The sequence below is a fragment of the Streptomyces sp. NPDC088766 genome (genome assembly GCF_044750845.1).
In the GTDB taxonomy this organism is placed as follows: Bacteria; Actinomycetota; Actinomycetes; order Streptomycetales; family Streptomycetaceae; genus Streptomyces.
The window spans coordinates 16946-30045 of record NZ_JBIVKQ010000043.1; the positions used below are offsets into that span (position 1 = coordinate 16946).

Consider the following 13100-nt stretch of genomic DNA (forward strand, 5'->3'; position numbering starts at 1 on the left):
GCGACCGGTGTCCACCTTCCAGACCGGAACGGGCTGCGCACTGTCCACAACTGTCCACGCCTGTCCACGGCTGCCCGCGCCCGTCCTCGCCCGTCCACGGGTTCCGCGGTCACGGATCATGCGGTCACGGGTTCCGCGGTCACGGATCCCGCGGTCACGGCCGCCGCGGGGAGGACGTCTCAGGGCTGCCCGTACAGCTCCCTGTGCCACAGGGCTTCGCACAGCAGGTCCAGCCCTTGACGCAGGTGGCGCCGGTAGGTGCCGTACGGCAGGTTCAGGCGACGGGCCGCCGCCTCCTGGGTGGGCGCCCCGGAGAAGAACGTGGCCGCCAGCGCGTCGCGGGCCCGCACACCCCGCGGTTCGGCGGCGATCTCCTCCACCGACTGCTGCAGAAGGGCCCTGAGCTCGGCGACCGGGTCGGTGAAGTCGGCGGCGAGACGGGCGCGCGAGAACGCGCAGACGGCGAAGGCCGAACGATCACGCCAGTGCTGCAACGCTTCCCGGACCGCCTTGTCGAAGGCGGTGCGCGGCATGCCCGAGGGCCCGGACAGGGCGGGCATCTCCGTGGCGTCGATGAGATGCCGGATCCAGGTCTCCACCGGGATCTTGCGCCAGTCGACGGTGAACAGCCCGTACGTGCGGTCACCGACCCGGCACCGGACGCCCGAGTCGGCCAGAACGCCGTTCAGACGCTCCGCCCACGTCTCGTGGTCGTGGTAGACCAGGAATCCGTGCGCACGGCCACGGGCCCGCATGGCCTCCGCCTGCACCCGGGAATTACTCAGGTCGATCACCCGTGAGGGAAGCTGGTAGCGCTCCGGATAGATCGAGAAACGCGTCATGGCGATGTGCTCGCCGGGCCTCACCGGCGCGGTTTCCCGGCTGTAGCGCCACGCGGCGGCCACCACGGGGTCCGTGTGCGTGTCCGAGTCGTCCGGTGGGGCGGGAAGCACGAGGCGGGCGGTGAACGCCACGATCCGCCCGGTGGAAATGAGCCGGTAGACGCTGAATCCGTTCGGTTGTCTGCCCAGCCAGTACCGCACGAGAGCGGCGGACTCCGCCCCCTCGGTCTCCTGCGTCATACGCAGGACGAGATCGTGGTCGTCGGGCTGAAGCGTGTCCTCGTACACCTCGGGTTCGGTGCCCGCCCAGGCACGTGTCCGTGCCAACTTCTTCACGTCCCGGAACAGGTAGAAGAGTTCATCGGTGACGGCACGCACCCGCTCCTCGGGGGCCTCCCTCAGAATGCGCAGGTATTCCTCCGCCAGTCGTTGCCGTACGCCCTGGAAAGCATGGGGAGCACGCCAGCGCAGGTCCGCCATCAGCGTCTCGCGGGCCGCGTCGTGCGGGTACAGGCCCCGGGCGGAGGATTCCATGAAGGGAAGCTCACGAAGCCATGCGAAGAGGGTCGCGGCATCTCCGTCCGCGAGGACGGCGGCGAGGAGTTCCTCACTGGTGGCGGGGGCCTGCGCCGCCACCTCCAGAGCCCGGCGGTGCGCCGCGGTGGGCACCTCGCCGATCAGCCCCGCCATGAGAGTGCGCAGGACCGTGGCCGACGGCGTCCAGTTGTCGTCCGCCCGGCCGGATGAGTCGGCCGCGGCCGCCAGCGTCAGGGCCAGGGGATTGCCTCCGGCGAAACGCAGCACCCCCTCCAGCCGTTCCGGCCGCACGGACGACGCCTTCAACAGCGCTCGGGCCTCGTAGGGGTCCAGCGGGCCGAGTTCCCGCACCGACAGCAGGCCGGCCCAGGCCGGATCCGCGGTCCACTGCGGCTGCGGGGCGAGGCGCCCCGCGACGACGGCCAGCGCACCGTTCGCGGCCCGGGGCAGAAAACGCTGCCACAGCCAGCTTTCCAGCCACTGGCAGTGCTCGAAGGAATCGATGAACAGAACGCAGCCGGAATGTTCCAGAAAGGGCGCGGCGGCCTTCTCCAGATCCGCCGGATCCCGACCGATGAAACGGCCGTCGAGCTCGACCGTAGGACGTCCCGAAGCGCGCGCCCGGTCCCCCAGGGAACGCATCAGAGCCGATTTCCCGATGCCGCCGGGACCAAAGAGATAAAAGACCGGAGAGGCGTCGGAATCACCGGCCAAGGCGTTGCCGAAACAGGCCAGTTCCTCCTCGCGGCCGACGAAGGCATTCGCCCGCGCCCTGCTGAGTCTGTCTCCCAGTGAATGTCCCATTTTCCCTGCCTCCGCTGTGCCTGCCACGAAATTCCCGCCCCGGGCGGAACCACGGGGCGAGCGACTGCGGGCGGCGCCGTTGCCCCCGTACGGTCAGCTGCAGCGGTGCGTGCTCACGCTGCGCGAGGAGCCTAAAGGCGTCGTTCGTTCCCGGCGACCGCGCCGCCCGCCGGCCGAGGACGCGCGGCGGGCCGGGTGAACCGGAAGCCGCACCTCACCGTTGTTCTCGGCGGAACGTCGGCGACGGGTGGGATGCCGGGGAACGGATCCTTTCGTGCGCAGTGCGCGACACCGTACGAAATCGGGACATCGCACCCGTCCATGACGTCCCGTCACCGTTCATCACAACCAGAGGCGTTATGACGCACTTCACAAACCGGTTCTCCCACGCGTACCGGACAGCCGCGGCGATCGCCGTGGCCGGGGCCACGGTGTTGTCCCTCGGGGCTCCCGCCGCCATCGCCCGGACGCAGGCCGCCGCATCGGCGGACGGCCCCAACTACGTCGCCCTCGGCGACTCCTACGCCTCGGGCGCCGGACTGGCCGGGGTCACGGACACCGAGTGCGACCGCACCACCGCCGGTTACGGCGCCGTCGTCTCCCGGACCTCGGCGGGCGCGGGCCGTACGTTCAAGAACGTCACCTGCAGCGGTGCCACCACGGCCGCCCTGTGGAATTCACAGGGTTCCAAGCCCGCGCAGCTGAACGCTCTCACGCCCAACACCAAACTCGTCACGTTGACGTTGGGCGGCAACGACGTCGGCTTCACAGGCGTGCTGACGACGTGTGTGCTCGTGGCCTCCTCGGACCCGGCAGGAAGCCCGTGCAAGAAGTACTTCACAGCGGGCGGCAAGGACGTGCTGGGTGAACGCATCAACGCGGTCGAAGGCCGTGTGCGGGACGCCCTCACCGACATCCGCCGGCGCAGCCCCGACGCGAAGGTGATCGTGGTCGGTTACCCGGCCATCTTCCCGGACAGCGGTGTCGGTTGCGCCGAAGTCCCCTTCGCCAAGGGCGACTTCTCCTTCCTGCGGGACGTCACGAAGAAGCTCAACCGGGCGTTGCAGCGCCGGGCGACGGCCGGCGACAGGGCCGTGCGGTTCGCGGACACCTACGCGGTCACCGTGGGGCACGACATGTGTCAGCCCCGCGACACACGGTGGATCGAGTCCCTGAACCCGGGCAAGGACACCCTGGCGGCCCACCCCAACTCGGTCGGCCAGTTCGCGATGGCGACAGCCGCGTACGCGGAGATCCTCAAGCCGTAGCCGTCGTCCCGCCGTGGGGCCGGTGCCTTCGGGCGCCGGCCCTTCGCCTTTGTCGTCGCCCTCGCGGCCGGCGGGCCGGATCGTCACGGCCACCGGCCCGGTCGGCTTCACCTTCCGCGTGCATCGCGGCGGAACACCGCGAGTGAGCGGACGATGAACACGAAACGGGCGGCGGACCGGTCTGCCGAGTGAACACCGGTCGGTCCCACAGTGGGTGCATCGCCGGTACGCAGGTATGCCGGTACGTCGGTACGTCGGTACGTCGGTACGTCGGTACGTCGGTACGTCGGTACGTCGGTACGTCGGTACGTCGGTACGTCGGTAGGAGGAGATGACGCGATGCGTGTGCTGGTGGTGGGAGCGGGTCCGCTCCTCGGGCGGGAGCGAGTGCCGCGGCGGCCGTACGTCGTAGGTGCCCCCTGAGGCCCCGTCCGGGCCGCCGGCGGGTGCAGACCAGGGCAAGGCTGCTGTCGGCCGCCTTCCCGGTGTTCGCGGCAAAAGGCTTCGGCAGGGTCTCGATCGAGGAGATATGCACGGGAGCAGGCTTCAGCCGGGGGGCTTTCTACTCGAACTTCGACAGCCTGGAGGAACTGTTCCACGAGCTGTACGAGGAGCGCGCGGCGGTGCTGTGCCGCCGCGTTGCCGGAGTGTTCCTCGAAGCCGAAGCCGAAGCCGAAGCCTGGGCTGAAGCCGACGCCCGGGACGGGGCCGGGGCCGACGCCGGGGACGGGGCCGAAGGCGGGGACGGGGCCGAAGGCGAAGGCGGAACCTCGACCGACGTCTCCCGCCTGACCGGACGGCTGGCGCGGCTGATGCTGGCCGAACGGGAGTGGCTTCTGCTCGAGAGCGACTTCCGGGCACACGCCGCCCGCCACCCGGCGGCGGCACGGGTGTACTCCGTCCGACGCGGGCGGCTGGCCGAGGCCCTCGCGCGAGGGCCGGCCGCACTCACCGGGAAGCGCACGCCGCCGTACGGCACCGGCTCCTGCGAGGAGGCGGCCCGATTGGCCTTGGAGGCGTACGACGCGGTGACCGCGCAACTGGTTCTGGACGGGGACGCCGAACGCGCCCATGAGCGGTTCCGCTGCTTGCTCTCGCGGGCGTGGACGAGGAGCGGCGCGGAGGCCTGCCGGCGGCTCCCCCCGTCCGGTCAGGGGGCGTCCCCGGTCGGGTGCCCGTAGATCTCCTGCCGCCACAGCGCGTCGCTCAGCCGGGCGATGCCACCGGTCAGATGCCTGCGATAGGTGCTGAACGGCAGCCCCAACCGCTCGGCGACGGCCTGCTGGGTGGGCATGCCCTTGCTGAGGTAGGTCGCCGACAGCGCCCGGTAGTACTTCTCCCCGCCGCGTTCCGCGCGCAGACCCTCGACGGCGCTCACCAGCACGTCCGGCAGCTTCCGGTCCGTGCCCTCCACCAGCCGGCTGCGCGTCAGCGGGTTGCGCTGCCAGTCGTGCGGGCGGAACAGGTCCCGGAGCGCGTCGCGCAGCGCGGCGTCGAACTCGGGCCGCGACAGCACGGTGAACTCGGCGCCCCGGCGCCCCTCCCCGCCGCCCGCGTCCGCCGCCCGCGGGCCGCCCTGGACATGGGACATCATCAGCCGGGTCTTCTCCTCCGCCCAGGCCCACACCGGCTGGACCCGCCAGTCGATGGCGAACAGGGTGTAGGTCAGGGCGCCGACCTGCGGCCGTTCCGGTACGGGGTGCAGGCCGAGGCTGGTCAGGTACGGCGTCCAGAACGCGCCCGACCGGACCACGATGTACATCCACGCCACCCGGCCCTCGGTGTGGGCGACCTCGGCCAGCGTCCGCCACTGGTGGAGGTTCTCCACCGGCGAGATCTTCGGGTACTCCGGCGACGTCACCGAGAAGCGGGCCACCGCCACGTGTTCCCCCTCCCGCAAGGGCTGTGTGGCGCGCGCGTGGTTCCAGACCGCCTCGGCCACCGGGTCGGCGTGTTCGTGCGGGGACTCGGTGAGCCGCAGCCAGGCCGAGAAGCCCACCGCCTTGTCCTCGCGCGCCGTGCGGCACACCCGGAACGCGTCCGGCTGCCGTTCCAGCCAGGCACGTGCCAGGGCGGCCGACTCCCGGCCCTCGACCTCGGTCGCCAGCGCCTCGACACGGAGCCGGTCGTCCGGCCGGTACGAGGTCAGCCGGACGTCGCCGGCTCCCTGCCAGCTGTTGAAGTCGGACATGTACCGGTCGTCGCGGTACAGGTAGAGAAGGGAACGCACGGCGGACAGCGTCCCGTTCACAGGAGACGTACGGATCTGCTCGAACAGGTGGCGGCCGAGGCGACCGTGCAACTGGGCGTAGCCGTCCGGGTCGCGCCAGCGCAGGTCCTCCTCCAGTGCCTGGCGGACCACGTCGTGCGGGAAGAGGCCGTCCTGCGTGGACTCGATGAACGGAAGCTCGCGCAGCCAGGCGAACATCGCCACGGCGTCCTCGCCCAGGACGACCCGCAGCAGTGTCTCGGTGGTCACATGAGCGCGGGCGCACACCTCCAGGGCCCGGCGGTGCACCGGCGAGGGCACCTCGCCCACCAGCCGGGACAGCAGGGTCCCCACCACGTCCAGGCTGGGCTTCCAGCGGGTGGCGCGAGCAGGTTCCCGGATCGCCACGGCGGCCGCCAGGGCCAGAGCCAGCGGATGGCCGCCGGTGAAGGCCAGCAGCTCCGCCTGACGGTGCCGGGGCACTCCACGCGCGTCCAGGAGGGCGGTGGCCTCGTCCTGGGACAGGTTGCGCAGGGCCACGCAGTGCAGCAGGTCCGCCCATCCCGGATCGGACGTCCACTCGGCATCCGGCGCCCGGCGTCCCGCGACCACCGCCACCGCGCCGTCCGGCAGCCGCGGCAGGAACCTCTCCCGCAACCACCCCTCCAGTCCCTGGCAGCGTTCGAAGGTGTCGATGAGCAGAACGGTGTTCTCGCCCGTGAGGGCCGCTTCGGCCTCCTTCTCGAACGCCTCGGGCGTCGGCTGGGTGATCCGGCCGTCGACCTCCAGCACCTGCCGGCCGGCCGCCCGCGCCTCGGCCGCGAAGCGGCGCAGCAGCATCGACTTGCCCATGCCGCCGGGCCCGTGGACGAAGAGCACGGCAGGAGCCCGCTCGTGACCGGCCAGGGCGGAGCGGAAGACGGCGAGCTCCGCCACCCGCCCGGTGAAGACCCGGTCACGTCCCCGCTGCAGGCGGCTCGCCATGACATTCGTACCGCCGTCGGTCACGGGAGCCCCTTCCGGCCGTCGCCGTACCTCCGACGGCGAACTCGATGCTGGTCGTCGGTCACATTCTCGCCCACCCGGTCAGGCTGCCGCGGCGACGGTGGCGCGCCCACGGCGGACCGGGGCCGTCCACCTGTCGTCCTGGTCGGCAGAGCGCACACGTCCCGCACTGTCCTCGAGCTCTGCGGGGGCTGGACGAAGGCGTTGAGTGCGTCTGCCGCAACCGGGGCGCATCCGAACGCGTCCGTACGGCGCTCCACGGCATCGGGACCGTCGTCGTGGGTGTCGGACGCCGGTGACCGTCGTCCGGCGCCGCTCGACGGCCGAGTGCACGGCCGACCGTTTCGCGGGCCCGTCCGGGGAGGCCGGCTTCCCGGCGGAACACGGCTGCCCGTCCGCACCACGCGTGTGCCGCGGGCGTGCGCCTCGCCGACCGGTCGCGAATCGGGGTGTGCCCGCCCACCTGCTCACAGCAGCAGGGGCCGCGAGCAGGTGGGGCACCCTCCACCCTCCACCCTCCCCCCTCACCCTCAGGCTCGGCTCCGGCCGTTGCAGCGGCCCTCAGCGGCTGGCGGTGGCGAGTGCTTCGGCGTACTGCTCGTCGGTCACGGGCTCCAGCCAGGTGGTGCCGTCGCCGTCGGCATCGCCGACGACCATGGCGATGTGCGCCATGAGGTGGTGTCGGCCCCGCCTTCGTGCGCAACGGCCGCATGGACATCCTCGGCACCAACGCGCTCGCCCGTGCCTTCCACAGCGACGTCCACGCCGACGTCCACAACCAGGCGAACCTGGCCCGCTTCGGCTTCCTGGACCCCGCGTCCCGTCGCTCCTACCCCGACTGGGACCTGGCCGCCGACATCACCTTGACGTCACACACCTCGGAAAGACGAAAGGGCGGCGAGCGGGGTGGGCCGGCGAACGCGAGGTCGGCGCCCCCTGGAGACGAGGTCCGCGCACCGCGCGTCCATGGCGCACCCCATGCAGCAGACGGCCCCTCCTCCGGACAGGAAGGGCCCCTGATCATGGCCGTTTCCGCATACGCCTGCGCCTACGCGGGATCCAGCACGGGCCTCGCGGGGAGCCCGCCGTTCTTCTCGCAGCGCAGTTCCTCGGCCATGGCCAATGAGAAGGAGTGGGCCACGGTCACGTAGGCGTCCTTCAACGCCTCGACGTCGCCCTCGGGCTCCTTCGGCGTACCCCAGCGCTCCGCGCCGATGACGATGTGGGCCGCTGTCGTCGAGCCGGCAAACCTGTCGCTCCGGCACGCGAACTGAACGTACGCCATGTCCGCAGCCGCCAAAGTCTCCTCCCCCATCTTCAGTACGGTGAACTTCGGGGCCGGGGCGCCCGTCGGAAGACCGTCGGCGAGCCTCCAGGTGATTCTGAGCTCGAAATCCGGCGCGTCGGCGGCCGTGTATACACGGCAGATGTCCTCACGCCCCGTGGTGGACAACGGCCACGCCTCGACAAGGACCTTCGCGGCCTGCGCGACGGTGGACTTCTCCGCCGTTGTCCCGAACCGCGACGACCCTGTGATCACCTTCAGCGCCCTGGACGCATCGGCAGACACAGTATTGCCACCGCAAAGTTGCGTCCCCGCCACAGCCTTGTCGGCCGTCTCCCCCTCTCCGTCCCCTCCACAACCGGTGGCCCCGAGACACAACAAGCCGGCCATGGCCGCGGCAAGGAGTCCCGCGCGTACCGACCTACGACCTATCACTGTCCGCATCCTTACGTGTCCTCGAGCGTCGACCGGCCTCAGCCGGTCTCCGGGCCGTTGCCCTGCTGGTTCTCCCGGTCGTTGCCGACCCCGTACCCGATCAGCATCGATTCGCGTAGGTCCTGCGCGAACGCGCTCCTGTAGGGGTCCGTCACGTTCCGCTGCAGGAACTCCTCCATCGGGGCCTCGGCCATGCTCTCACCGGCGGAGTAGATGCTCTTCCTCTCCTCATCGGTGAGTTCCTCCATCTTCTCCTTGTGCTCATCCACCGAGTTGTCGGAGATGTCGCCGACCATCTGGCCCACGACCTGTTCGAGAGCACCACTGGCGGTATCGGTCGCCAGCGGGATGAGTACCGCGGCCGTGCCCACGGCCGCGGTGGCGGGCAGGAACGCGACGCCCGCTGCGATGCCCGCCGTGGCCCCGAACTCGACCCAGCCCGCCCGCTTGGCGACCGCCTTCTCGTAGTCCTCGTGGGTCTTGAGGTTCGTCGCCTCCACCTGGTCGGCCCGGGACTGGTCGAGCATGCCCTGCACCTCGGCGCCCACGCGCACGGTCGCCCTGGCGGCGCCCTCGTGGATCTTTCCGTCCGGGCCCACTGTCCCTTCCAGCACGCTGCGGGTGTAGACCTGCTCCGCGGTCGAGACCGTCGCGTAGGCGTCCGGGTGCTGGCCCAGGGTGCTGAGGAAACTCCGGGCGACGCTCCGCCCGTTCATGTCCGTGGTGTCCGCGAAGTCGATGTGCCCGTCCGGGTTCCTGCCCGGGGCGAACACGCTGTCCGGGTCGTTCTTGTCCAACGCCCAGTTGATGTCGTCGATGTAGCCGGCGCCCATGACGCCCAGGCTGTCGGCCATCGCCTCGTGCTTCTTGAGCAGCCCCGGGTCCGCACCGTACTTCTCCATGACCTGCTGCATGACCGCGGCGTTGTCCGCGTCCCGCACCACGCCGGCGTCCGGATGCCCTGCCGGGTAGCCGAGTGTCGCCGCTTCCAGGGCGTGGCCGAGGGCGTCGGGCATCTGACCGAGCGACGCCTCGAGCTCCTTCTGGTCGAGCGAGTTGACGTCGGGGAAGGACTCCCACTTCTCGTTGCCGAAGAAGTCGAGGTAGTTGTCGATCCGCTCGCCGTCCTTGTTCTTGCCGAGGTCGGCCGTGGCGCCGTGGTCGACCGTGCCGTCCTCGTTGTACGCGGTCGGGGGGTCGGTGAAGAACTTCTTGGCCGCTTCCGGACTGTTGCCGAGCGCCTCCAGCATGGCGGTGGCCGGGTCGTAGCCGGCCCCGTTCACGCCGGAGGGGTTGAACGGGTTCTTGAAGGGACTGTTCACCACCTTGTTGTCGGCGAACATGTACGGGTCCTTCTGGTGCAGCTGCGCCACGTGTTCGGCGATCGGGTTGAGGAACTTCGCGTCGTAGTTCCCATACCGCATGATCCCGCCGAGCAGCTGGTATCCGAACGGCCCGCCGTAGTCGTGCTTGGCCAGCGGAATGCGCTCCGTGCCCAACTTGCGGAGCTCCGGACCCCACTTGTCGGTGAATTCCTTGTCGTGGGAGGCGGTGGCCAGGTTGAGGCCGAGGTTCTTCTGCAGCTCCTGGACGTCCTTGAGTCGCTCCGGGTCGACCTTGCCGTACTCGTACGTGTCCGTGGAGAGCTGGCCGAAGAACGCGAGCGACTTCTCGGGGCCGAGCTTCTCGTAGAAGCCCTTGGAGAACTCCACCGACGAACTGTTGTCCTTCAGCAGCTCGTTGAGCTGCTGAAGTTCGGCGTGTGTGATGTCCCGGCCCTTGGCCGCCAGAGCGGCGGCGCGGGCGGCCTCCTCCTGGTCCAGCTTCGTGTACGTCGGAGCGCTGAAGTCCTTGCGGTCGGTGACGTTGGCCTCGAGGGTGTTCTTGAGGGCGAGGTCGGTGTCGTTGCAGTTGTCGACGATGAGGTCGATCCTCTTCTGCCACGACTCGATGTTCCGCTTCTCCTCCCGCAGGAGCTCGCTGTAGTCGGGGTCGTGCCGCGCCGCGGGGATCTCGGACAGCGGGTTCCGCGCCGTGACCTTGCCGTTGCCGTCCACGCGGATACCGGCCGCGGGCCCCTCGTGGTCCCGGATGTCGACCAGGTCGTCCTTGGCCTTCTTGATGGCCGTGTAGCCCTCTTCCAGGATCCGCTTCACACCCTTGGCCTCGGCCGCGGCGTCCGCGAACTCCTTGGCCGTCTTGCCGATGAACGCCTTGGTGACCCCCGCGTTCACACCTTCCCAGGCCGCGCCGTCCGCCTTGGCCTTCATCCCGTCGGCGGCGTCGGTGGCGAGCTTGTCCAGCTTCCCCGCCATCTCCGACCAGTCGTCGACGGCGGCCTTCAGCTTCGCCACCGGGGCGTCGATTATGTCCTCGTACTTCAGCATGTGGCGCGCTCCCCCGAGCCCTATTTCATGTATTCCGTGAGGACGGATATCCGCATCAGATCTCCCTCGATCTTCGCCTCGTCCTTGGCGTGCTGGGCCTTGCTGTAATCCAGGTGGTTCGAAATCTGCGCGCAGGCGTCCAGCAGTGTCTTCAGGTGGGTCTGCCAGAAGTCATGCACCTTCAGCACGGCCGAACCGCTCACGAAGTTCCCGTTGGTCAGCGCCGTCGCCGCGTCGAACGTGGAGGAACGGGCGATGTCGCCCTCCTTGGCCAGCCGTCCCAGCAGGTCATAGGCGTCATTGCCGATAGCGCCGAGGTCGTCCCGATTGACCACCAGGTCGCTCCCGGCACCACCGCCTCCGCCGCCTTCGGCCGGAATGCTGTTGGTCTGCATCGCGATCCGCTTGGCCGCCGCCGCGCGCAGTCCGGCCCATTCTTGCTCGAACGTCACGAATTCCCCCAAGTCCATCCGGTCAGGCCACTCCACCGTACCGGCACGGCCACCGACCTGATCACCTGTCGCCTGCATCGTCTCCCGCCCTCGGTCCCGTCCGGGCTTCCGGTCGGCGTGGCCGCCCAGCGGCTGGGCGAGTCGGACCGAGCCGCGCAGAACCAGAGGGTCGTCCCGTCGGTCGTGAGGCGGCCCGAAGTCCGAAGGCCCCCGAGAAGGCCGTGGTCATCCGTCGATGGCACACCGCGCATCAGGTGGCTTCGGCCGGGACCCGTCCCGCTCGGATGGCATCGACCAGGGCTCGGTGGTCCTTCTCGTTCTGGTCCGCGTAGAGCTCGGCGAAGGTCACCAGCGCGCGGTCGAAGGCGTCGCCGCCGCCCAGGTAGGCGGCGATCGCGATCCGGTCACCGGAGCGGGCGTGGGCGCGGGCCAGTGTGGCGCCGCACAGCCGGCCGAACAGGGCCATCCGCTTCGGCGACATGTTCTCGGCCACGGCGATGCCCTTCCAGTCCCGCAACTGGCGTATGTAGAAGTCCCGCCGCTTGCCGTCCATGCCCTGGACGCGTTCCCAGCCCAGGAAGATGTCGCTGGTGGCCTGCATGAGCCGCTGGCCGGCGACGACGCGCTCGCCCTGCGTGCGGAAGGCGCTGCCGCCGACGTAGGGCGCCAGGACCGACTCGTCGGCCTCCTTGGCCTGGAGGAACAAGGGGTCCGCGTCGTCCTTGCCGAGCAGCAGGATGATCCAGCAGCGGGTTCCCACACTGCCCACGCCGACCACCTTGCGGGCGATGTCCGCGAGGCGGTACTGCTCCAGCAGGAACCGGCGGTCCGTCTGCAGGGTCCGGCCGTAGCGCTCGATCAGGTGGCCGATCTCCTTCTCCAGGTCGCCGCGTTCCCTGTCCGGCAGCAGGTCCTGGAGCCGCACCAGCAGCGGTGGGTCGGCGGCGATCCGACGCCGGCCGTCGATGACGTGCGTGAGCTTGTCGAAGACCTGCAGCGTGTCATGGGCGCGGGCCTGCTTCTCGGTGTGCGCCAGGCGGTCGCGCTGTCCGGCGCTCAGCATCGGGGCGAACTGCTGCCGCAGCTCGTCCATGTCGAAGCGGGTGTACCAGACGTCGAGATTTCCCATTCCGGCGAAGGCCCGCATGCGCTCGCGGTAGGACCGCACGGTCGCCCGCACCACCGACGCCCGCTCCTTGGCGCTGAAGCCGTTCGCCCGGCCCGCGATGACGAAGCTGGCCGACAGCCGTTTCACGTCCCATTCCCAGGGCCCGGGCAGCGTCTCGTCGAAGTCGTTGATGTCGAACATCAGGTGGCGCTCCGGCGAGGCCAGCAACCGGAAGTTCAGCATGTGCGCGTCGCCGCAGCACTGCACCCTGAACCCGCTGCGCGGTGTCTCCGCGAGGTCGGCGGCCATGACGGCGGCGGCCCCGCGGTAGAAGCGGAACGGTGCCTCGCTCATCCTGCCGTAGCGGATCGGGACGAGTTCCGGCACCCGCGTCGCGGACTGCTTCTCGATGATCTCCACCGGGTCCGTGCGCTTCGGTGGGGGCATGAACTCGGCATGGCTGGAACGGGGAACGTCGGCGCGTGCGGCCTTGCCGCGGGCGGCCCGCTCCTGCGGGGTGAGGTCCCGGGTGTCGACGCCGGAAAGGTGGTTCTCGATCATTGCTGAGCCTCCACTGCGGGTCGGCCGGCGTTGTGCGGGGCTTCACGAGGCCGTCGGGCACCCCACCGCGGGTACCGCGTGATATCCGCCCCGGTCCGCTGACCGGCCGGGGCGGCGCCCGCGGTGTCCTGCTCTCCGGAGGGGTATGTGCGGGTCAGTGGAGGACCTTCTCCTTGGCCCGGCGGTACTCCTCGTCGGTGAGGGCGC

Annotated in this window: 8 protein-coding genes and 1 pseudogene; 3 read left to right on the top strand and 6 right to left on the bottom strand. The window is 70.1% G+C overall.

The genetic code is table 11. The annotated features are described in order from the left end of the window. Nucleotides 1–179: 179 nt before the first annotated feature. Nucleotides 180–2210 carry an ATP-binding protein gene (locus ACIP5W_RS34935; protein ID WP_401481980.1) on the bottom strand — a complete coding sequence of 677 codons (2031 nt, stop codon included), beginning with the start codon at nucleotides 2208–2210 and terminating at the stop codon, nucleotides 180–182. A 332-nt stretch (nucleotides 2211–2542) separates the two neighbouring features. Between ACIP5W_RS34935 and ACIP5W_RS34940 the strand changes: the two genes are divergently transcribed. Together ACIP5W_RS34940 and ACIP5W_RS34945 are read left to right on the top strand one after the other, a co-directional pair. Then, on the top strand, nucleotides 2543–3451 hold the full coding sequence (locus ACIP5W_RS34940) for an SGNH/GDSL hydrolase family protein (RefSeq protein WP_401481982.1): 909 nt from the start codon (nucleotides 2543–2545) through the stop codon (nucleotides 3449–3451). A 446-nt stretch (nucleotides 3452–3897) separates the two neighbouring features. Continuing rightward, entirely contained in the window at nucleotides 3898–4632 is a 735-nt protein-coding gene (locus ACIP5W_RS34945) for a TetR/AcrR family transcriptional regulator (RefSeq protein ID WP_401481984.1), read from the top strand. Here the strand turns inward: ACIP5W_RS34945 and ACIP5W_RS34950 are convergent. Then, entirely contained in the window at nucleotides 4602–6644 is a 2043-nt protein-coding gene (locus tag ACIP5W_RS34950) for an ATP-binding protein (RefSeq protein ID WP_401481986.1), read from the bottom strand. The genes ACIP5W_RS34945 and ACIP5W_RS34950 overlap by 31 nt on opposite strands. A gap of 704 nt (nucleotides 6645–7348) precedes the next feature. On the opposite strand from ACIP5W_RS34950, the pseudogene ACIP5W_RS34955 reads away from it, so the two are divergent. After that, nucleotides 7349–7531, top strand: a pseudogene (locus ACIP5W_RS34955) (transcriptional regulator); the annotation flags it as partial. Between the two features lie 182 nt (nucleotides 7532–7713). Here the strand turns inward: ACIP5W_RS34955 and ACIP5W_RS34960 are convergent. The 4 genes from ACIP5W_RS34960 to ACIP5W_RS34975 all read right to left on the bottom strand — a co-directional run bounded on the left by ACIP5W_RS34960 (nucleotide 7714) and on the right by ACIP5W_RS34975 (nucleotide 12893). Further along, nucleotides 7714–8235: a hypothetical protein gene (locus ACIP5W_RS34960; RefSeq protein ID WP_401481987.1), complete on the bottom strand. Its 522-nt coding sequence runs from the start codon at nucleotides 8233–8235 to the stop codon at nucleotides 7714–7716. Nucleotides 8236–8423: 188 nt separating this feature from the next. Beyond that, the gene (locus ACIP5W_RS34965) at nucleotides 8424–10772 is read right to left on the bottom strand and encodes a hypothetical protein (protein WP_401481989.1); all 2349 of its coding nucleotides are present in this window, start codon (nucleotides 10770–10772) and stop codon (nucleotides 8424–8426) included. A gap of 20 nt (nucleotides 10773–10792) precedes the next feature. After that, nucleotides 10793–11224: a hypothetical protein gene (locus ACIP5W_RS34970; protein ID WP_401481993.1), complete on the bottom strand. Its 432-nt coding sequence runs from the start codon at nucleotides 11222–11224 to the stop codon at nucleotides 10793–10795. 250 nt (nucleotides 11225–11474) lie between these two features. Continuing rightward, nucleotides 11475–12893, bottom strand: a complete 1419-nt coding sequence (locus tag ACIP5W_RS34975; protein WP_401481991.1) for a DUF2252 domain-containing protein — start codon at nucleotides 12891–12893, stop codon at nucleotides 11475–11477. Nucleotides 12894–13100: the final 207 nt, after the last annotated feature.